Source organism: Pseudomonas frederiksbergensis (assembly GCF_017114915.1).
GTDB lineage: Bacteria > Pseudomonadota > Gammaproteobacteria > Pseudomonadales > Pseudomonadaceae > Aquipseudomonas > Aquipseudomonas frederiksbergensis_I.
Map to the genome: position 1 here is coordinate 1 of NZ_JAAUOE010000062.1, position 19,782 is coordinate 19,782.

The window sequence follows — 19,782 nt, forward strand, 5'->3', positions numbered from 1 at the left end:
AGCCCTTTTCTGTGGATTAAGCCCTGTGAATAACTGCCGCTAAGGGCAGTTGATAACAAGGCCTCAAAACTGAAGATAACCGCCTCTGTGGATAACCATCCCTTTCATCCACAGGCTTACACCGGTTATCCAAGGGCCTCCTCGGCACATGACCACAGGGTTTTGAATCTCTGTACACGTTGAAAAATAAGGCCTGCATGAATCTATCCACAGAAAGGTGGGTCAGTAGAAATAAACATAAAAACAAAGATTTAATAAATTTCTCTCTTTTTAATTTCTATAACCCCGACTTCTCCACAGCTGGTTAAATTTTGTGCAAAGGGTTCTTTAGGAAGGGCGAAGTCCCTATACTTGCCGACCAGGTCCAAGAACCTGAGCTCAAACTATTCCGGATTACCTGACTAAAGCAGGCACGAGGTGCGTGGTGGATTTCCCTTCCCGTTTTGAAGTGATCGTCATCGGCGGCGGTCATGCCGGTACCGAGGCAGCACTTGCATCAGCACGTATGGGGGCAAAAACCCTGTTGTTGACGCATAACGTGGAAACCCTCGGTGCCATGAGCTGCAACCCAGCCATTGGTGGTATCGGCAAAAGCCATCTGGTCAAGGAAATCGATGCCCTTGGCGGCGCGATGGCCATGGCTACCGATAAAGGTGGTATTCAATTTCGCGTATTGAACAGCCGCAAAGGCCCGGCGGTGCGTGCCACTCGCGCCCAGGCAGATCGGGTGCTGTACAAGGCAGCTGTCCGCGAAGCTTTGGAAAACCAGCCGAACCTGTGGATATTTCAACAGGCAGCCGACGACCTGATCGTCGAGCAGGAACAAGTGCGTGGTGTCGTCACCCAAATGGGCCTGCGGTTCTTCGCCGATTCCGTGGTGTTGACCACTGGCACCTTCCTCGGCGGACTTATCCACATTGGTATGCAGAATTATTCCGGTGGTCGTGCCGGTGATCCGCCGTCGATTGCTCTGGCTCATCGTCTGCGTGAACTGCCATTGCGTGTCGGTCGCCTGAAAACCGGTACTCCGCCGCGTATCGATGGTCGTTCTGTGGATTTCTCGGTGATGACCGAACAAGCAGGGGATACGCCGATTCCGGTGATGTCGTTCATGGGCTCCAAAGAACAGCACCCGAAACAGGTCAGCTGCTGGATCACCCATACCAACGCCCGGACCCACGAAATCATTGCTGCCAACCTCGACCGTTCGCCAATGTATTCCGATGCCGGGTTGATTGAGGGCATCGGCCCACGTTATTGCCCATCGATCGAAGACAAGATCCACCGCTTTGCCGACAAGGAAAGCCACCAGGTCTTCATCGAACCGGAAGGGTTGACCACTCACGAGCTGTACCCGAACGGGATATCCACATCCTTGCCGTTCGATGTGCAATTGCAGATCGTGCAATCGATCCGCGGCATGGAAAACGCGCACATCGTTCGTCCGGGCTACGCCATCGAGTACGACTACTTCGACCCGCGTGACCTGAAGTACAGCCTGGAAACCAAAGTGATCGGCGGTCTGTTCTTCGCCGGGCAAATCAACGGAACCACCGGTTACGAAGAAGCCGGCGCCCAGGGTTTGCTGGCCGGAGCCAACGCCGCACTGCGAGCCCAGGGCAAAGACGCCTGGTGCCCGCGTCGCGACGAAGCGTACATTGGCGTTTTGGTTGACGACCTGATTACCCTCGGTACCCAGGAACCGTATCGGATGTTCACATCCCGCGCCGAATACCGGCTGATTCTGCGCGAAGACAATGCCGACTTGCGCCTGACCGAAAAAGGTCGCGAACTGGGTCTGGTGGATGACGTGCGTTGGGCGGCTTTCTGCAAGAAACGCGAAAGCATCGACTTGGAAGAACAACGCCTGAAAAGTACCTGGGTTCGCCCGGGCACCGAGCAGGGCGATGCGATTGCCGAGAAGTTCGGCACGCCGCTGACCCACGAATACAATTTGCTCAACCTGCTGAGCCGTCCGGAAATCGACTACGCTGGTCTGATTGCCGTGACCGGTGGGGGCGCAGAAGATCCGCAGGTCGCCGAACAGGTCGAAATCAAGACCAAATACGCCGGTTACATCGACCGTCAACAGGATGAAATCGCACGCCTGCGGGCCAGCGAAGACACCAAACTGCCTGTGGATATCGATTACACGAACATCTCCGGTCTCTCCAAAGAGATCCAGAGCAAGCTCGGTGCGACCCGTCCAGAAACTTTGGGCCAGGCGTCGCGTATTCCGGGCGTGACTCCAGCAGCGATTTCGCTGTTGATGATTCATTTGAAAAAACGCGGCGCGGGCCGTCAGTTGGAGCAAAGCGCTTGAGTTCGTTGGTCACCTCGCAACATGCAGAAGAGTTATCCACAGGTGCTCGCCAGCTCGGTGTCACACTGACAGAAACCCAGCACGCTCAGCTGCTGGGTTATCTGGCCTTGTTGATAAAATGGAACAAGGCTTACAACCTGACCGCCGTGCGCGATCCGGACGAAATGGTGTCCCGTCACCTGCTTGATAGTTTGAGCGTGATGTCGTTCATCGAAAACGGTCGCTGGCTGGACGTAGGCAGCGGCGGCGGCATGCCGGGGATTCCGTTGGCGATCCTGTTTCCAGAGTCCCAAGTGACCTGTCTGGACAGCAACGGCAAGAAAACCCGCTTTCTGACCCAGGTCAAACTCGAACTCAAACTGGATAACCTGCAAGTTATCCACAGTCGTGTCGAAGCCTTCCAGCCTGAGCAGCCATTCAACGGGATCATTTCCCGGGCGTTCAGCAGCATGGAGAACTTCAGCAACTGGACTCGCCATTTGGGCGATACCGATACACGCTGGCTGGCAATGAAGGGCGTTCATCCCGCCGATGAGCTGGTAGCATTGCCGGCAGACTTCCACCTCGATAGCGAACACGCCCTGGCCGTACCCGGTTGCCAAGGCCAACGCCATCTGCTGATACTGCGCCGCACGGCATGATTGGGAACACAAGCAAGAATGGCTAAGGTATTCGCGATAGCGAACCAAAAGGGTGGTGTGGGCAAGACCACCACCTGCATCAACCTCGCAGCTTCCCTGGTCGCTACCAAGCGTCGGGTGCTGTTGATCGATCTTGATCCACAGGGCAACGCCACCATGGGTAGCGGTGTGGATAAACACGGCCTGGAAAACTCGGTCTACGACCTGCTGATTGGCGAATGCGATCTGGCCCAGGCCATGCACTACTCCGAACACGGTGGTTACCAGCTACTGCCAGCCAACCGCGACCTGACCGCGGCCGAAGTCGTTCTGCTGGAAATGCAGATGAAGGAAAGCCGTCTGCGCAGTGCCTTGGCGCCGATCCGCGAAAACTACGATTACATTTTGATCGACTGCCCGCCGTCGCTGTCGATGCTCACGCTCAATGCGCTGGTTGCCGCCGACGGGGTCATTATCCCCATGCAGTGCGAGTACTTCGCGCTCGAAGGGTTGAGCGACCTTGTGGATAACATCAAGCGCATTGCCGAACTGCTGAACCCGAACCTGAAAGTCGAAGGCCTGTTGCGGACCATGTATGACCCGCGTCTGAGCCTGATGAACGACGTCTCGGCGCAGCTCAAGGAGCACTTCGGCGATCAGCTCTACGACACCGTGATTCCGCGCAATATCCGCTTGGCCGAAGCGCCAAGCTATGGCATGCCGGCGCTGGCGTACGACAAATCATCGCGCGGCGCGATTGCCTATCTGGCATTGGCCGGCGAGATGGTTCGCCGTCAACGCAAAAATTCACGCACCGCCGCTGCTCAGGCAACTTAAGGAATCCCCATGGCCGTCAAGAAACGAGGTCTCGGACGTGGACTGGATGCACTGCTGAGTGGTCCGACTGTCAGTTCGCTGGAAGAACAAGCGGTGCAAGCCGATCAGCGTGAGCTGCAGCACCTGCCCCTGGACCTGCTCCAGCGTGGCAAGTACCAGCCGCGTCGGGACATGGATCCTCAGGCGCTGGAAGAACTGGCGCAGTCGATCAAGGCCCAGGGCGTAATGCAACCGATCGTGGTTCGCCCGATCGGCGGCGGCCGCTTTGAAATCATCGCCGGCGAACGCCGCTGGCGCGCCAGCCAGCAGGCTGGCCAGGAAACCATCCCGGCGATGGTTCGTGATGTGCCGGATGAAACCGCCATCGCCATGGCGCTGATCGAGAACATCCAGCGCGAAGACCTCAATCCGATCGAAGAAGCGGTGGCCTTGCAGCGTTTGCAGCAGGAATTCCAGCTGACCCAGCAACAAGTGGCCGAGGCAGTGGGTAAGTCCCGCGTCACCGTGGCCAACCTGTTGCGCCTGATTTCGCTGCCGGAAGTCATCAAGACCATGCTGTCTCACGGCGACCTGGAAATGGGTCATGCCCGTGCCTTGCTCGGTTTGCCGGATAACCAACAGGTCGAAGGGGCGCGACATGTTGTCGCACGGGGGCTGACGGTACGCCAGACCGAAGCACTGGTTCGACAGTGGTTGAGTGGTAAACCGGAGCCTGTGGAACCGGCAAAACCGGACCCGGATATTGCCCGGCTCGAGCAGCGCCTGGCCGAGCGCCTAGGCTCTGCGGTGCAGATCCGCCATGGAAAGAAGGGTAAGGGGCAGTTGGTGATTGGTTACAACTCCCTCGATGAGCTTCAAGGTGTGCTCGCACACATCCGCTGAAACAATTCCTCTTGTAGCGTGAAGTCGGAAATCACTACCTGACAGTTGAATAGGGGCAGAACCGCCCCTATACTCTGCGCGCATTTTGTCGGCACAAATTATGCCAAGTTATTGAACTACGGCAGCCGACCATTGGGGAGTAAAAGTGATGGAAAACCGCACGCCAGACCGCTTGCCGTTCCATCGCCTGGCAGTTTTTCCGGTGTTAATGGCTCAATTTGTCGTTTTGCTGATTGCCGCTTTGGCGCTCTGGCAATGGTATGGAGTCGTTGCCGGGTACTCAGGACTTTGCGGAGGCCTGATAGCCTTGCTTCCCAATATTTATTTCGCTCACAGGGCATTTCGGTTTTCCGGCGCCCGAGCAGCTCAAGCCATCGTCCGGTCTTTTTATGCCGGCGAGGCGGGCAAACTGATTTTGACGGCGGTGCTTTTTGCATTGACGTTCGCAGGTGTGAAGCCATTGGCGCCGCTGGCTGTATTCGGCGTCTTCGTGCTGACCCAACTGGTCAGCTGGTTCGCTCCCCTGCTGATGAGAACAAGACTTTCGAGACCTTAGGGCGTTTGAGGCAACCATGGCAGAAACAACCGCTTCGGGCTATATCCAGCACCACTTGCAGAACCTGACCTTCGGTCAGCACCCTACCGGCGGCTGGGGCTTTGCCCACACCGCAGCAGAAGCCAAGGAAATGGGCTTCTGGGCTTTCCACGTCGATACTCTCGGCTGGTCGGTCGCATTGGGTCTGATCTTCGTTCTTCTTTTCCGCATGGCGGCAAAGAAAGCGACTTCCGGTCAGCCAGGTGCTTTGCAGAACTTCGTTGAAGTTTTGGTCGAATTCGTCGATGGCAGCGTGAAAGACAGCTTCCATGGCCGTAGCCCGGTGATTGCACCGCTGGCACTGACCATCTTCGTCTGGGTGTTTCTGATGAACGCCGTCGACCTGGTACCGGTCGACTGGATTCCTCAACTGGCCATCCTGATCTCCGGCGACCAGCACATTCCGTTCCGCGCCGTGTCGACCACCGACCCGAACGCAACCCTGGCCATGGCCTTCACGGTGTTCGCGCTGATCATTTTCTACAGCATCAAGATCAAGGGTCTCGGCGGCTTCATCGGCGAACTGACCCTGCACCCGTTCGGCAGCAAGAACATCTTCGTTCAAGCCCTGCTGATCCCGGTGAACTTCCTGCTGGAATTCGTGACCCTGATCGCCAAGCCGATCTCCCTGGCTCTGCGTCTGTTCGGCAACATGTACGCCGGCGAACTGGTCTTCATTCTGATTGCTGTGATGTTCGGCAGCGGTCTGCTCTGGCTCAGTGGCCTGGGCGTTGTTCTGCAATGGGCGTGGGCTGTATTCCACATCCTGATCATCACCCTGCAGGCATTCATCTTCATGATGCTGACCATCGTCTACCTGTCGATGGCGCACGAAGAAAACCATTAAGACCAGTCTCGACTAGTCTGATGTCCTTCCCGGTCAAACGGGAAGGGGCTCCTTACCGGGCCACTGAAACGATTTGTTTTACCGCTTTAATCTAAAAAACCTAAACCATACGACGTAAAAGTCGGGAGGAAAGATGGAAACTGTAGTTGGTCTAACCGCTATCGCTGTTGCACTGTTGATCGGCCTGGGCGCACTGGGTACCGCAATTGGTTTCGGCCTGCTGGGCGGCAAGTTCCTGGAAGGCGCAGCGCGTCAGCCAGAAATGGTTCCAATGCTGCAAGTTAAAATGTTCATCGTTGCCGGTCTGCTCGACGCCGTAACCATGATCGGTGTTGGTATCGCTCTGTTCTTCACCTTTGCGAACCCGTTCGTTGGTCAAATCGCTGGCTAATTACTCGGATCTTCCGGGTAATTTGGTGTGATGGACAACGTAACTGCGAGGTGTTGGCGTGAACATTAATGCGACCCTGATTGGCCAGTCCGTTGCGTTCCTGATTTTTGTACTGTTCTGCATGAAGTTCGTATGGCCTCCGGTCATTACGGCACTGCACGAACGTCAAAAGAAGATCGCTGATGGTCTGGACGCTGCCAGCCGAGCAGCTCGCGACCTGGAGTTGGCCCAAGAGAAAGCGGGTCAGCAACTGCGCGAAGCGAAAGCTCAGGCAGCTGAAATCATCGAGCAAGCCAAGAAACGCGGTACTCAGATTGTCGACGAAGCCCGTGAACAGGCTCGCGTCGAAGCTGACCGTGTGAAGGCTCAGGCTCAGGCCGAGATCGAACAGGAACTGAACAGCGTCAAAGACGCGCTGCGCGCCCAAGTGGGTAGCCTGGCCGTTGGCGGTGCTGCGAAGATCCTGGGTGCCACAATCGATCAAAACGCGCACGCAGAGCTGGTTAACCAACTGGCTGCTGAAATCTAAGCGAGGGCGATCATGGCAGAACTGACCACGTTGGCCCGACCTTACGCTAAGGCGGCCTTCGAGCACGCTCAGGCCCACCAGCAACTGGCCAATTGGTCAGCCATGCTCGGCCTGGCAGCAGCGGTGTCGCAAGACGACACCATGCAGCGCGTGCTCAAGGCCCCGCGACTGACGAGCGCAGAAAAGGCCGCCACGTTCATTGACGTGTGCGGCGACAAGTTTGATGCCAAGGCACAGAACTTCATTCACGTCGTTGCCGAAAACGACCGTCTCCCGCTTCTGCCGGAGATCGTCGCTCTGTTTGACCTGTACAAGGCCGAACAAGAGAAATCGGTAGACGTTGAAGTGACCAGTGCTTTTGCATTGAACCAAGAACAGCAAGACAAACTCGCCAAGGTTCTCAGTGCACGACTCAACCGGGAAGTGCGCCTGCAAGTCGAGGAAGATTCATCCCTTATTGGGGGTGTTGTCATCCGCGCCGGCGACCTGGTTATCGATGGCTCGATTCGCGGCAAAATCGCGAAACTTGCCGAAGCATTGAAATCTTGAGTTTGAAGGGGCAGCAGAGCAATGCAGCAACTCAATCCTTCCGAAATAAGTGAAATTATCAAGGGCCGCATCGACAAGCTCGATGTGACCTCCCAAGCCCGTAACGAAGGCACTGTCGTCAGCGTATCTGACGGCATCGTGCGGATTCACGGTCTGGCCGACGTTATGTACGGCGAGATGATCGAGTTTCCGGGCGGCGTCTTCGGTATGGCCCTCAACCTGGAGCAAGACTCTGTAGGTGCCGTTGTATTGGGTGCATACCAGACGCTGGCTGAAGGCATGAGCGCCAAGTGCACTGGCCGTATCCTGGAAGTTCCGGTTGGTAAGGAACTGCTGGGTCGCGTAGTCGACGCACTGGGTAACCCAGTTGACGGCAAAGGTCCGCTGAACAACACCGAGACCGACGCGGTCGAGAAAGTTGCTCCAGGCGTGATCTGGCGTAAGTCGGTAGACCAGCCTGTACAGACTGGCTACAAGGCTGTCGATGCCATGATCCCTGTCGGCCGTGGCCAGCGTGAGCTGATCATCGGTGACCGTCAGATCGGTAAAACCGCTCTGGCGATCGACGCGATCATCAACCAGAAAGACAGCGGCATTTTCTGCGTCTACGTAGCGATCGGTCAGAAGCAATCGACCATCGCCAACGTTGTTCGCAAGCTGGAAGAAAACGGTGCACTGGCTAACACCATCATCGTTGCAGCGAGCGCTTCGGAATCTGCAGCACTGCAGTTCCTGGCACCGTACTCCGGTTGCACCATGGGCGAATACTTCCGCGACCGCGGTGAAGACGCGCTGATCGTTTATGACGATCTGTCCAAGCAAGCAGTGGCTTACCGCCAGATTTCCCTGCTGCTGCGCCGTCCACCAGGCCGTGAAGCTTACCCAGGCGACGTGTTCTATCTCCACTCCCGTCTGCTGGAGCGCGCATCCCGCGTTTCGGAAGAATACGTAGAGAAGTTCACCAACGGCGCAGTGACCGGCAAAACCGGTTCCCTGACCGCACTGCCGATCATCGAAACCCAGGCTGGCGACGTTTCCGCGTTCGTTCCGACCAACGTGATTTCCATCACCGACGGTCAGATCTTCCTGGAATCGGCCATGTTCAACTCGGGCATCCGTCCTGCTGTGAACGCCGGTGTTTCGGTATCCCGTGTGGGTGGTGCCGCTCAGACCAAGATTATCAAGAAGCTGTCCGGTGGTATCCGTACCGCTCTGGCTCAGTACCGTGAACTGGCGGCATTCGCCCAGTTCGCTTCTGACCTGGACGAAGCGACCCGTAAGCAACTTGAGCATGGTCAGCGCGTTACCGAGCTGATGAAGCAGAAGCAATACGCGCCAATGTCGATCGCCGACATGTCGCTGTCGCTGTATGCCGCTGAGCGTGGGTTCCTGACCGACGTTGAAATCGCCAAGATCGGCAGCTTCGAACAAGCGCTGATTGCTTACTTCAACCGCGATCACGCCGACTTGATGGCGAAGATCAACGTGAAGGGTGACTTCAATGACGAAATCGATAGCGGCCTGAAAGCCGGTATCGAGAAGTTCAAGGCCACCCAAACCTGGTAAGCCGCAGCGGGAGCCTAGCGGCTCCCGCTTGCTAACCTGATAGGTGTTACATGGCAGGCGCAAAAGAGATTCGCAGTAAGATTGCGAGCATCAAAAGCACGCAAAAGATTACCAGCGCCATGGAAAAAGTGGCGGTCAGCAAAATGCGCAAGGCACAAATGCGCATGGCTGCTAGCCGTCCTTATGCGGAGCGCATCCGCCAGGTTATTGGCCATCTGGCCAACGCTAACCCGGAATATCGCCACCCGTTCATGATCGACCGTGAAGTAAAGCGCGTCGGTTATGTCGTAGTGAGCAGTGACCGTGGTCTGTGTGGTGGCTTGAACACCAACCTGTTCAAGGCTTTGGTCAAGGACATGGCGGTAAACCGCGAAAACGGCGTCGAGATCGATCTGTGTGTCGTTGGTAGCAAGGGTGCGGCTTTCTTCCGCAACTTCGGCGGTAACGTCGTTGCAGCTATCAGCCACCTGGGTGAAGAGCCGTCGATCAATGACCTGATCGGCAGTGTCAAGGTGATGCTGGATGCCTACCTGGACGGCCGTATTGACCGCCTGTCCGTGGTGTCCAACAAGTTCATCAACACCATGACACAACAGCCTACCGTGGAGCAGTTGATTCCACTGGTGGCAACCCCGGATCAAGAACTCAAGCACCACTGGGATTATCTGTACGAACCGGACGCCAAAGAGCTGCTTGACGGCTTGATGGTCCGTTACGTGGAGTCGCAGGTCTACCAGGCGGTGGTCGAGAACAACGCGGCTGAACAAGCTGCGCGGATGATCGCGATGAAGAACGCTACCGACAACGCCGGTGATTTGATCAGCGATTTGCAGCTGGTCTACAACAAGGCGCGTCAGGCTGCGATCACCCAAGAGATCTCGGAAATCGTCGGCGGCGCTGCCGCGGTTTAACGGTTCAAATATTCAGAGGATCCAGCTATGAGTAGCGGACGTATCGTTCAAATCATCGGCGCCGTTATCGACGTGGAATTCCCACGCGACAGCGTACCGAGCATCTACGACGCCTTGAAAGTTCAAGGCGCCGAAACCACTCTGGAAGTTCAGCAGCAGCTGGGCGACGGCGTGGTTCGTACCATTGCGATGGGCTCCACCGAAGGCTTGAAGCGCGGTCTGGACGTCAACAACACTGGCGCAGCCATCTCCGTACCGGTCGGTAAAGCGACCCTGGGCCGGATCATGGACGTACTGGGCAACCCGATCGACGAAGCTGGTCCGATCGGCGAAGAAGAGCGTTGGGGCATTCACCGTCCTGCGCCAACCTTCGCTGAACAAGCGGGCGGCAACGAGCTGCTGGAAACAGGCATCAAGGTTATCGACCTGGTTTGCCCGTTCGCCAAGGGCGGTAAAGTCGGTCTGTTCGGTGGTGCCGGTGTAGGCAAGACCGTAAACATGATGGAACTGATCCGTAACATCGCCATCGAGCACAGCGGTTATTCCGTGTTCGCCGGTGTGGGTGAGCGTACTCGTGAGGGTAACGACTTCTACCACGAGATGAAGGACTCCAACGTTCTGGACAAAGTGGCACTGGTTTACGGTCAGATGAACGAGCCGCCGGGAAACCGTCTGCGCGTAGCCCTGACCGGCCTGACCATGGCCGAGAAGTTCCGTGACGAAGGTAACGACGTTCTGCTGTTCGTCGACAACATCTATCGTTACACCCTGGCCGGTACCGAAGTATCCGCACTGCTGGGCCGTATGCCTTCGGCAGTAGGTTACCAGCCGACCCTGGCCGAAGAGATGGGCGTGCTGCAAGAGCGCATCACTTCGACCAAGCAAGGTTCGATTACTTCGATCCAGGCGGTATACGTACCAGCGGACGACTTGACCGACCCGTCGCCAGCGACCACCTTCGCCCACCTGGACGCCACCGTCGTTCTGTCCCGTGACATCGCTTCCCTGGGTATCTACCCGGCGGTAGACCCACTGGACTCGACTTCGCGTCAGCTGGACCCGAACGTGATCGGCAACGACCACTACGAAACCGCTCGCGGTGTTCAGTACGTGCTGCAGCGTTACAAAGAACTGAAGGACATCATTGCGATCCTGGGTATGGACGAGCTGTCGGAAGCCGACAAGCAGTTGGTAAACCGTGCTCGTAAGATCCAGCGTTTCTTGTCGCAGCCGTTCTTCGTGGCTGAAGTCTTCACCGGTGCTTCGGGTAAATACGTTTCCCTGAAAGACACCATTGCTGGCTTCAAAGGCATCCTCAACGGTGACTACGACCACCTGCCAGAACAAGCGTTCTACATGGTTGGCGGCATCGAAGAAGCGATCGAGAAAGCCAAGAAACTGTAATCCCGGCGCCCGGCAACGGGCGCTAATTTAGGTTGAGGCAATCAGATGGCTATGACAGTCCATTGCGATATCGTCAGCGCGGAAGGGGAAATATTCTCCGGCCTGGTCGAGATGGTGGTTGCGCACGGTGCACTGGGTGATCTTGGTATCGCCTTGGGTCACGCGCCGCTGATCACCAATCTCAAGCCGGGCCCGATCCGCCTGATCAAGCAGGGCGGGGAAGAGGAGGTGTATTACATCTCCGGTGGTTTCCTCGAGGTTCAGCCGAACATGGTCAAGGTTCTCGCCGACACCGTGCAACGTGCTGCCGACCTGGACGAAGCCTCCGCTCTGGAAGCCGTCAAGGCTGCCGAGAAGGCTCTGCACGACAAAGGCGGAGAGTTCGACTACGGTGCTGCTGCCGCACGTCTGGCCGAGGCTGCAGCTCAGCTGCGCACCGTCCAGCAGATCCGCAAGAAGTTCGGCCACTAATAGGCCATCGACTTGTTGCGCGATTGATTAAAAAGGGTAGCCTCGGCTACCCTTTTTTCTTTTCCGATTTTTATCACCTGGTCGCAGTTGCTGACCACCCAGGATTGGTAGCCAGTCATGTCCCTTGAAATCGTTATCCTCGCTGCCGGCCAAGGCACTCGCATGCGTTCGGCCTTGCCAAAAGTCCTGCATCCGATTGCCGGTAATTCAATGCTTGGCCATGTTATCCACAGCGCCCGGCAACTTGATCCACAGCGCATCCATGTAGTGATCGGCCATGGTGCCGAAGCGGTGCGCGAGCGTCTGGCCTCCGATGATCTGAATTTCGTCCTGCAGGACAAACAGCTGGGTACCGGTCATGCGGTGGCCCAGGCTGTACCGTTCATCAAGTCTGACACCGTGCTGATTCTCTACGGCGACGTACCGTTGATCGAAGTCGCAACCCTGAAACGTCTGCTCAAGCACGCTGCGCCGCAACAATTGGGCCTGCTGACGGTGGAGCTGGATGATCCGACTGGTTACGGCCGCATCGTCCGTGATGCCGCCGGCAATGTCAGTGCCATCGTCGAGCAGAAAGACGCCAACGAAGCCGAACGTGCGATCACCGAAGGTAATACCGGTATTCTGGCGCTGCCTTTCGAGCACTTGGGTGGCTGGATGAACCGGCTCTCCAACAACAATGCCCAAGGCGAGTACTACCTGACCGACGTGATCGCCATGGCGGTCAGCGATGGTCTGGTGGTGGCGACCGAACAACCCCATGACGCCATGGAAGTGCAGGGCGCCAACGACCGCAAGCAGCTGGCTGAACTTGAACGTCACTATCAGCTGCGCGCCGCTCGTCGTTTGATGGCTCATGGCGTGACCCTGCGCGACCCGGCACGTTTCGATGTGCGTGGTGAGGTTACCGTCGGCCGTGATGTGCTGATCGACATCAACGTGATCCTCGAAGGCAAAGTGGTGATCGAGGACGATGTGGTGATCGGCCCGAACTGCGTGATCAAGGACAGCACGCTGCGCAAAGGCGTGGTGATTAAAGCCAACAGCCATATCGAAGGTGCGATTCTCGGCGAAGGCAGCGATGCCGGACCGTTCGCGCGTTTGCGTCCCGGCACAGTGCTGGAAGCCCGCGCGCATGTGGGTAACTTCGTTGAACTGAAGAACGCTCACATGGGCGAAGGCGCCAAGGCCGGTCACTTGACGTACCTGGGCGACGCCGAGATCGGTGCGCGCACCAACATTGGCGCAGGCACCATTACCTGCAACTACGACGGTGCCAACAAGTGGAAAACCGTGCTGGGTGAAGATGTGTTCATCGGCTCCAACAACTCGTTGGTGGCGCCTGTGGATATCTCGGCGGGTGCGACCACGGCGGCGGGTTCGACCATTACCCAGAATGTGGATAACGCTCAGTTGGCCGTGGGTCGGGCTCGGCAGAAGAACATCGACGGCTGGAAGCGGCCGGAGAAGATCAAGAAGAGTTAAGTTATCCACAGCGCATGATGTGGCGCCTATGAGATTGCATTCGCGGGCAAGCTTCGCTCCTACGGGATATCCACAATCCGTAGGAGCGAGGCTTGCCCGCGAAGCTTTTATCCACAGGTCTTTTTTGTCATATCCCGCTTGACGAAGTTTCGTTGATAGGTTTTGATTGCTTACGTTATCTTTCGAATCGAAACTTACCAAGCCATGTCGAAACGCAACACACCCCAACGTCGCCACAACATCCTCGCCATGCTCAATGAGCAGGGGGAGGTCAGTGTGGACGAACTGGCCAAGCGCTTCGAAACCTCGGAAGTTACGATTCGCAAGGATCTGGCGGCGCTCGAAAGCAATGGTCTGTTGCTGCGTCGTTATGGTGGGGCGGTCACCATGCCGCAGGAGCTGGTCGCCGACATCGGCCAACCGGTTTCCAAATACAAGCAAGCCATTGCCCGTGCTGCCGTTACACGGATTCGCGAGCATGCGCGCATCATCATCGACAGCGGCAGTACCACCGCCGCGATGATCCCGGAACTCGGCCAGCAACCGGGTCTGGTGGTGATGACCAACTCCCTGCATGTCGCCAATGCGTTGACTGAACTCGAGCACGAGCCGGTGCTATTGATGACCGGTGGTACCTGGGACCCGCATTCCGAGTCCTTCCAGGGGCAGGTGGCAGAGCAGGTACTACGCTCATATGACTTCGATCAGTTATTTATCGGTGCCGATGGCATCGATCTGGTACGCGGGACCACCACCTTCAATGAATTGCTGGGGCTGAGCCGTGTCATGGCCGAGGTCGCCCGCGAAGTGATCGTGATGGTCGAGGCCGACAAGATCGGCCGCAAAATTCCCAATCTGGAGCTGCCATGGAGCAGCGTCCATACCCTCATTACCGATGATCGCCTGCCACTTGCGGCACGCGATCAGATTCAGGCCCGCGGCATCAATGTGATTTGCGCCGCTGTCAGTCAGGAGAAATAGCATGTGTGGAATTGTCGGTGCAGTCGCAGAACGGAACATTACCGCCATCCTGCTCGAAGGCCTCAAGCGTCTGGAATACCGTGGTTATGACAGCGCTGGTGTGGCGGTGTACACCAACGAGGAAAAACTCTTGCGCCTGCGTCGTCCGGGCAAGGTCAGCGAACTGGAACAAGCACTGATCGAAGAGCCTCTGGTCGGCCGTTTGGGCATTGCCCACACCCGCTGGGCGACCCATGGCGCGCCGTGCGAACGCAACGCTCACCCGCATTTCTCAGGCGATCTGGCGGTGGTGCACAACGGCATCATCGAGAACCACGAAGCCCTGCGTGAGCAACTCAAGGCCCTGGGCCATGTGTTCACGTCGGACACGGACACTGAAGTCATCGCGCATTTGCTCAACGAAAAACTCAATGAGCAGCCCGACCTGACCGCGGCCCTGAAAGCGACCGTCAAAGAGCTGCACGGTGCTTACGGTCTGGCGGTGATCAGCGCCCGGCAACCGGATCGCTTGGTGGCGGCCCGTAGCGGCAGCCCATTGGTGATCGGTCTGGGCCTGGGGGAAAACTTTCTCGCTTCCGACCAATTGGCCCTGCGCCAGGTCACTGACCGCTTCATGTACCTGGAAGAAGGCGATATCGCCGAAATTCGCCGCGACAGCGTGCAGATCTGGGACATCAATGGCGCGCTCGTCGAGCGTGAAAGCGTTCAGTACCGTGACGGTGCCGAAGCCGCTGAAAAAGGTGAATTCCGCCATTACATGCTCAAGGAAATTCACGAACAACCGGCCGTGGTGCAACGCACCCTTGAAGGTCGCCTGAGTCAGAATCAGGTGCTGGTCCAGGCGTTCGGTCCACAAGCAGCCGAGCTGTTCGCCAAGGTGCGCAATGTACAGATCGTTGCCTGTGGCACCAGCTATCACGCCGGCATGGTTGCCCGTTACTGGCTCGAAGAACTGGCCGGCATTCCGTGTCAGGTCGAAGTCGCCAGCGAATTCCGCTACCGCAAGGTGGTCGTGCAACCCGATACGCTGTTTGTGAGCATCTCCCAGTCGGGTGAAACCGCCGACACGTTGGCCGCGCTGCGCAACGCCAAGGAACTGGGCTTCCTGTCCAGCCTGGCAATCTGCAACGTGGGCATCAGCTCCCTGGTGCGTGAATCGGACCTGACGCTGCTGACCCAGGCCGGTCGCGAAATCGGCGTGGCCTCGACCAAAGCCTTCACCACTCAATTGGTGGGCCTGCTGTTGCTGACCCTGTCGCTGGGTCAGGTTCGCGGCACGTTGGCCGCAGGCGTCGAAGCCACGCTGGTCGAAGAACTGCGTCGCCTGCCGACCCGTTTGGGCGAAGCCCTGGCCATGGACAGCACCGTGGAGAAAATCGCCGAACTGTTCGCCGAGAAAAACCACACGCTGTTCCTCGGTCGCGGCGCGCAATTCCCGGTGGCGATGGAAGGGGCGCTCAAACTCAAGGAAATCTCCTACATCCACGCTGAAGCCTACCCGGCGGGCGAGCTGAAACATGGCCCGCTGGCGCTTGTGGATAACGACATGCCAGTGGTCACCGTGGCGCCTAACAACGAGTTGCTGGAGAAGCTGAAGTCCAACCTCCAGGAAGTCCGCGCTCGCGGCGGTGAGCTGATCGTCTTCGCCGACGAGCAGGCCGGCATGACCAATGGCGAAGGCACTCATGTTGTGCACATGCCGCATATCCACGACATCCTGTCGCCGATTCTCTACACCATTCCGTTGCAGCTGCTCTCGTATTACGTGGCGGTGTTGAAAGGCACTGACGTTGACCAGCCGCGTAATCTGGCGAAATCGGTGACGGTGGAATAAGTTATCCACAGGTGATCGAAACAATAAAAATCGCAGCCTACGGTTGCGATTTTTTTTATCTGAATGAAGGACATGCCCGATGGACCGATTCCAGGAAATGCAGGTCTTCGCCGCTGTCGCCCAGGAACAAGGCTTCTCGGCGGCGGCGCGGCGTTTGGGGATGTCGGCGGCCAGCGTCACCCGGGCAGTGGCGGCGCTTGAGCAGCGCATTGGCACTCAGTTGCTGACGCGCACCACCCGCAGCGTGCATTTGAGCGAGGCGGGTCAGCGTTATCTGGAGGACTGTCGGAGAATTCTTGCCGAGGTGCAGGAAGCCGAGGATTCGGCAGCCGGAAGCCATGCCCAACCCCGTGGGCAACTGACGATCACCGCGCCGGTATTGTTCGGCGATTTGTTCGTCACGCCGCTCATGGTCGGTTACCTGACTCAATTCCCTGAAGTCAGCATCAACGCTGTACTGGTTGACCGGGTGGTGAGCATGGTTGAGGAGGGCATCGATGTGGCCGTGCGCATCGGTGAGTTGCCTGACAGCAATCAACATGCAATTCGCGTGGGCGAAGTGCGGCGGGTGATCTGCGCTTCCCCTGGATTCCTGACTGACCATGGTCGGCCTGGGCATCCAGCAGACTTGAGCCGTGCCCCGATCATCGCCACCTCGTCCATTGGGCAGCCCAGAAGCTGGCCGTTCCTTGACGCGGGAGAGCCGATCAGTGTTCGTCCGGAGCCACGTCTGGTGGTCTCCGCCAATCAAGCGGCTATCACTGCCGCCGCCATGGGACTGGGGTTGACCCGAATCCTGTCGTATCAAGTGGCGAGCAAAGTCGCCGCCGGTGAGTTGGAAATCGTTCTGGCTGACTTCGAACTGCCGCCATTACCCATTCATGTGGTCTACCAGGGTGGGCGCAAGGCCCCGGCGCGGGTTCGTAGTTTTGTGGACTTTGCGGTGAAGGTGCTGCGCGAGCATCCTGCCCTGCACGGCTGATGGGTTATTGCACTGGCTGAAATAATGGATTGCGTTTGCTGGTTATTCTGTTGCTTTGGTTGCAGATGGAAGATAGCCCCCCATCGGCGCTGATCTTTCCTGAGCGGCGCCACTACCCAGCGGAGTCGACCATGCAAGCCATCAAACTCTACAACTTCCCCCGTTCCGGCCATGCTCACCGTGTAGAGCTGATGCTGTCTTTGCTGCAACTGCCGACCGAGCTGATCTTCGTCGATCTGGTCAAGGGCGCACACAAACAAGCGGATTTTCTTGCGCTCAACCCGTTTGGTCAGGTTCCAGTGATTGATGATCAAGGCGTGGTGCTGGCCGACTCCAACGCGATCCTGGTCTACCTTGCGCAGAAATACGGCAACGGTCACTGGCTGCCAACCGATCCGGTCGGTGCGGCCAAGGTTCAGCGCTGGTTGTCGGTTGCCGCCGGGCCGATTGCCTTTGGCCCTGGCAGGGCAAGGCTGATTACTGTGTTTGGTGCGCCTTACAACGCTGAAGAGGTGATTGCCTATTCCCACACCTGGCTCAAAGTGATCGATCAGGAACTGGGCGCAACGGCCTACCTGGCCGCCAATGAGCCGACCATTGCCGACATCGCCGCGTACAGCTACATCGCCCATGCCCCGGAAGGCAATGTGTCGCTGGATGACTACGCCAACATCCGGGCCTGGCTGGCGCGGATTGAAGCCTTGCCGGGGTTTGTCGGCATGCCGCGCACTGTCGCCGGTTTGCAAAAAACTGCCTGATGCTCACGGCCCGACTCGGTCGGGCCGTTCTTATTGCGCGAGGAGCGCAGAGGAGAAGTCGTTATGGAACGTTCACCTTGGCACGCAGGCGAGAAACAATTGCAGGCTCGTGTGGGTGTCGCCGAGCGAATGGACGAATTAGGTCGTAGGGTGATTCGCAGCGAGATGCCGGATCAGCACCGCACGTTCTATCAGCAACTGCCGTTCATGCTGTACGGCGCGGTGGATGCTGACGGCAACCCTTGGGCCAGCATTCTTGAAGGGGCGCCGGGCTTTGCCCATTCTCCAGAGCCCACGCTGCTGCAGTTCGGCAGCCTGCCTGGCAGCGACGATCCAGCGCAATTGCAAGAGGGAGCGGCGATCGGTCTGCTCGGTATCGAGCTGCACACCCGACGTCGCAACCGTCTCAATGGTCGAGTTGGCGCTATGACGGCGAGCGGCTTCGAGGTGAAGGTGGAGCAATCTTTCGGCAATTGCCCGCAATACATTCAATTGCGCCAGTTTCGCTCGGTGCCATTGGCGGATCCCGCGACCCGTATCGCGCAGCACCTCAATGGGCTGGATGACGCGGCCAAAGCCATGATCGCAGGTGCCGATACCTTCTTTGTCGCCAGCTATGTGGATGTCGATGGCCAGCGTTCGGTGGACGTTTCTCATCGGGGTGGCCAGGCCGGTTTCGTCCAGGTTGAGGGCAATCGCCTGACTATTCCGGATTTCGCTGGCAACCGGTTCTTCAATACCTTGGGTAACCTGCTGATCAACCCTCGAGCCGGTTTGCTGTTCATCGATTTCGATTCGGGGGACCTGCTGCACCTCAGCGGTCGCACGCAAGTCATCCTCGAAGGCCCGCAGATCGAAGCCTTTCAAGGGGCCGAGCGGCTGTGGACATTCGAGGTGGAGCAGGTGGTGCGTCGGCCCGCGGCGCTTGCCTTGCGCTGGCGCTTTGACGGTATGTCACCCACCAGTTTGCTGACCGGCACCTGGGCGCAGGCCAACGCACGTCTGCAAGCTTAGGCTCTGGAGGAGAAAAAGATCACAGCCTTCGGCAGTTCCTACAGAGGGTAAACAAATCCTGCGTAGGCGCTGCCGAAGGCGGCGATCTTTTGATCTTCAGGCAGTCCTACAGACGATAATTTTGGGGGAATGTTTCCGACAGGTTTTGACGGTTGTCGGTCGGAAATGGGGTGGATAGGCTTTCGGGGTCGCTGCAAATTCAGTGATCGGGTTTGGTCGCCCAGGTTTAGAATGGCGCACTTGTGTGCTTGCTTCATGGCGAGCTGTGCGTGGGAGGGCTTAGGCCCTGCCGGGTTCCATTCCCTGGTCGACCAACCCGCGTACGGTTCGCCACCCTTCTGCTTGGTCGCAGTGTTGGCGAACTCCAATTCTCGAATGGAGTTTCACCATGTTCAAAGCAACACCCAATCCCCCGGAAACCGACGACGTTTCCCCCTACGAATCCCTCGATTCAAAAAAACTCAACGAAGCCGCCGAGCGCGCGCTCGATCACTACCTCAACCCCTCCGCCCTCAAAGCACCGGTTGCCCGCAAGCCGAGCACGATGTTTATGGTTGCGCCGGATATCAAAGACGAAGACCTGTTGGCCCATACCTGTGAATCGTTGGCCCAGGCCAGTGTGATGGCGAGTGATTTTGCGGGGTATCTGGAAGGGCCGCATCGGTACACAGCGATGGCGATTCAGCAGATCGTCATGCTGGCCGAGCTGGCGGTGAATCGGATGCTGGATAACGTCGCCATACCAAAACCTGCGCCACACAGCTGATCCCCTTGTAGGAGCGGGCTTGCCCGCGAAAGCGGTG

19 protein-coding genes and 1 pseudogene are annotated in these 19,782 nt (G+C 57.7%); all 20 read left to right on the forward strand.

The genetic code is table 11. The features are described from left to right. Nucleotides 1-424 precede the first annotated feature (424 nt). The 20 genes and pseudogenes from mnmG to HCU66_RS25680 all read left to right on the forward strand — a co-directional run bounded on the left by mnmG (nucleotide 425) and on the right by HCU66_RS25680 (nucleotide 19,745). Nucleotides 425-2,323 carry a tRNA uridine-5-carboxymethylaminomethyl(34) synthesis enzyme MnmG gene (gene mnmG / locus HCU66_RS25585; RefSeq protein WP_205891175.1) on the forward strand — a complete coding sequence of 633 codons (1,899 nt, stop codon included), beginning with the start codon at nucleotides 425-427 and terminating at the stop codon, nucleotides 2,321-2,323. Then, nucleotides 2,320-2,964 (forward strand): 16S rRNA (guanine(527)-N(7))-methyltransferase RsmG, encoded by a 645-nt coding sequence (rsmG, locus tag HCU66_RS25590; RefSeq protein ID WP_205891176.1) that lies wholly within the window; start codon nucleotides 2,320-2,322, stop codon nucleotides 2,962-2,964. The genes mnmG and rsmG overlap by 4 nt, the downstream gene beginning before the upstream one ends. An 18-nt stretch (nucleotides 2,965-2,982) precedes the next feature. Continuing rightward, on the forward strand, nucleotides 2,983-3,780 hold the full coding sequence (locus tag HCU66_RS25595) for a ParA family protein (RefSeq protein WP_007934331.1): 798 nt from the start codon (nucleotides 2,983-2,985) through the stop codon (nucleotides 3,778-3,780). 9 nt (nucleotides 3,781-3,789) lie between these two features. After that, nucleotides 3,790-4,662, forward strand: coding sequence for a ParB/RepB/Spo0J family partition protein (locus HCU66_RS25600; RefSeq protein WP_205891177.1), 873 nt, complete (start codon nucleotides 3,790-3,792; stop codon nucleotides 4,660-4,662). Nucleotides 4,663-4,810: 148 nt separating this feature from the next. After that, nucleotides 4,811-5,218 carry a F0F1 ATP synthase subunit I gene (locus HCU66_RS25605; protein ID WP_205891178.1) on the forward strand — a complete coding sequence of 136 codons (408 nt, stop codon included), beginning with the start codon at nucleotides 4,811-4,813 and terminating at the stop codon, nucleotides 5,216-5,218. A 16-nt stretch (nucleotides 5,219-5,234) separates the two neighbouring features. Then, nucleotides 5,235-6,104, forward strand: coding sequence for a F0F1 ATP synthase subunit A (gene atpB / locus HCU66_RS25610; RefSeq protein WP_205891179.1), 870 nt, complete (start codon nucleotides 5,235-5,237; stop codon nucleotides 6,102-6,104). 133 nt (nucleotides 6,105-6,237) lie between these two features. Beyond that, nucleotides 6,238-6,495 carry a F0F1 ATP synthase subunit C gene (atpE, locus tag HCU66_RS25615; protein WP_003097235.1) on the forward strand — a complete coding sequence of 86 codons (258 nt, stop codon included), beginning with the start codon at nucleotides 6,238-6,240 and terminating at the stop codon, nucleotides 6,493-6,495. 58 nt (nucleotides 6,496-6,553) lie between these two features. Further along, the gene (locus tag HCU66_RS25620; RefSeq protein WP_047535495.1) at nucleotides 6,554-7,024 is read left to right on the forward strand and encodes a F0F1 ATP synthase subunit B; all 471 of its coding nucleotides are present in this window, start codon (nucleotides 6,554-6,556) and stop codon (nucleotides 7,022-7,024) included. Nucleotides 7,025-7,036: 12 nt separating this feature from the next. Beyond that, nucleotides 7,037-7,573 (forward strand): F0F1 ATP synthase subunit delta, encoded by a 537-nt coding sequence (locus HCU66_RS25625; RefSeq protein WP_205891180.1) that lies wholly within the window; start codon nucleotides 7,037-7,039, stop codon nucleotides 7,571-7,573. 21 nt (nucleotides 7,574-7,594) lie between these two features. Further along, complete coding sequence (gene atpA, locus HCU66_RS25630; RefSeq protein WP_205891181.1) at nucleotides 7,595-9,139, forward strand: F0F1 ATP synthase subunit alpha; 1,545 nt, start codon at nucleotides 7,595-7,597, stop codon at nucleotides 9,137-9,139. A gap of 50 nt (nucleotides 9,140-9,189) precedes the next feature. Continuing rightward, entirely contained in the window at nucleotides 9,190-10,050 is an 861-nt protein-coding gene (gene atpG / locus HCU66_RS25635) for a F0F1 ATP synthase subunit gamma (protein WP_007934344.1), read from the forward strand. Between the two features lie 27 nt (nucleotides 10,051-10,077). Further along, on the forward strand, nucleotides 10,078-11,454 hold the full coding sequence (gene atpD / locus HCU66_RS25640; protein ID WP_007969907.1) for a F0F1 ATP synthase subunit beta: 1,377 nt from the start codon (nucleotides 10,078-10,080) through the stop codon (nucleotides 11,452-11,454). Between the two features lie 45 nt (nucleotides 11,455-11,499). Further along, nucleotides 11,500-11,925, forward strand: a complete 426-nt coding sequence (locus HCU66_RS25645) for a F0F1 ATP synthase subunit epsilon (RefSeq protein WP_205891182.1) — start codon at nucleotides 11,500-11,502, stop codon at nucleotides 11,923-11,925. A gap of 117 nt (nucleotides 11,926-12,042) precedes the next feature. Continuing rightward, entirely contained in the window at nucleotides 12,043-13,410 is a 1,368-nt protein-coding gene (glmU, locus tag HCU66_RS25650; RefSeq protein ID WP_205891183.1) for a bifunctional UDP-N-acetylglucosamine diphosphorylase/glucosamine-1-phosphate N-acetyltransferase GlmU, read from the forward strand. Nucleotides 13,411-13,614: 204 nt separating this feature from the next. Further along, nucleotides 13,615-14,391 carry a DeoR/GlpR family DNA-binding transcription regulator gene (locus HCU66_RS25655; RefSeq protein WP_205891184.1) on the forward strand — a complete coding sequence of 259 codons (777 nt, stop codon included), beginning with the start codon at nucleotides 13,615-13,617 and terminating at the stop codon, nucleotides 14,389-14,391. Between the two features lies 1 nt (nucleotide 14,392). Then, nucleotides 14,393-16,225 carry a glutamine--fructose-6-phosphate transaminase (isomerizing) gene (gene glmS, locus HCU66_RS25660; RefSeq protein ID WP_205891185.1) on the forward strand — a complete coding sequence of 611 codons (1,833 nt, stop codon included), beginning with the start codon at nucleotides 14,393-14,395 and terminating at the stop codon, nucleotides 16,223-16,225. A gap of 79 nt (nucleotides 16,226-16,304) precedes the next feature. After that, nucleotides 16,305-17,207 (forward strand): LysR family transcriptional regulator, encoded by a 903-nt coding sequence (locus tag HCU66_RS25665; RefSeq protein ID WP_205891186.1) that lies wholly within the window; start codon nucleotides 16,305-16,307, stop codon nucleotides 17,205-17,207. A gap of 131 nt (nucleotides 17,208-17,338) precedes the next feature. Next, nucleotides 17,339-17,965, forward strand: coding sequence for a glutathione S-transferase family protein (locus tag HCU66_RS25670; protein WP_205891187.1), 627 nt, complete (start codon nucleotides 17,339-17,341; stop codon nucleotides 17,963-17,965). A 63-nt stretch (nucleotides 17,966-18,028) separates the two neighbouring features. Next, nucleotides 18,029-18,976 (forward strand): annotated as a pseudogene (locus tag HCU66_RS25675) (pyridoxamine 5'-phosphate oxidase family protein); the annotation flags it as partial. Nucleotides 18,977-19,367: 391 nt separating this feature from the next. Beyond that, nucleotides 19,368-19,745: a DUF6124 family protein gene (locus HCU66_RS25680; RefSeq protein WP_205891189.1), complete on the forward strand. Its 378-nt coding sequence runs from the start codon at nucleotides 19,368-19,370 to the stop codon at nucleotides 19,743-19,745. The last annotated feature ends 37 nt before the right edge of the window (nucleotides 19,746-19,782 follow it).

Bases quoted from the DNA above. Each gene is read 5' to 3' on its own strand.
- HCU66_RS25595 (WP_007934331.1), top strand. From the start codon at position 2,983: ATGGCTAAGGTATTCGCGATAGCGAACCAAAAGGGTGGTGTGGGCAAG.
- HCU66_RS25600 (WP_205891177.1), top strand. From the start codon at position 3,790: ATGGCCGTCAAGAAACGAGGTCTCGGACGTGGACTGGATGCACTGCTG.
- HCU66_RS25605 (WP_205891178.1), top strand. From the start codon at position 4,811: ATGGAAAACCGCACGCCAGACCGCTTGCCGTTCCATCGCCTGGCAGTT.
- atpB (WP_205891179.1), top strand. From the start codon at position 5,235: ATGGCAGAAACAACCGCTTCGGGCTATATCCAGCACCACTTGCAGAAC.
- atpE (WP_003097235.1), top strand. From the start codon at position 6,238: ATGGAAACTGTAGTTGGTCTAACCGCTATCGCTGTTGCACTGTTGATC.
- HCU66_RS25625 (WP_205891180.1), top strand. From the start codon at position 7,037: ATGGCAGAACTGACCACGTTGGCCCGACCTTACGCTAAGGCGGCCTTC.
- atpA (WP_205891181.1), top strand. From the start codon at position 7,595: ATGCAGCAACTCAATCCTTCCGAAATAAGTGAAATTATCAAGGGCCGC.
- atpG (WP_007934344.1), top strand. From the start codon at position 9,190: ATGGCAGGCGCAAAAGAGATTCGCAGTAAGATTGCGAGCATCAAAAGC.
- atpD (WP_007969907.1), top strand. From the start codon at position 10,078: ATGAGTAGCGGACGTATCGTTCAAATCATCGGCGCCGTTATCGACGTG.
- HCU66_RS25645 (WP_205891182.1), top strand. From the start codon at position 11,500: ATGGCTATGACAGTCCATTGCGATATCGTCAGCGCGGAAGGGGAAATA.
- glmU (WP_205891183.1), top strand. From the start codon at position 12,043: ATGTCCCTTGAAATCGTTATCCTCGCTGCCGGCCAAGGCACTCGCATG.
- HCU66_RS25655 (WP_205891184.1), top strand. From the start codon at position 13,615: ATGTCGAAACGCAACACACCCCAACGTCGCCACAACATCCTCGCCATG.
- glmS (WP_205891185.1), top strand. From the start codon at position 14,393: ATGTGTGGAATTGTCGGTGCAGTCGCAGAACGGAACATTACCGCCATC.
- HCU66_RS25665 (WP_205891186.1), top strand. From the start codon at position 16,305: ATGGACCGATTCCAGGAAATGCAGGTCTTCGCCGCTGTCGCCCAGGAA.
- HCU66_RS25670 (WP_205891187.1), top strand. From the start codon at position 17,339: ATGCAAGCCATCAAACTCTACAACTTCCCCCGTTCCGGCCATGCTCAC.
- HCU66_RS25680 (WP_205891189.1), top strand. From the start codon at position 19,368: ATGTTCAAAGCAACACCCAATCCCCCGGAAACCGACGACGTTTCCCCC.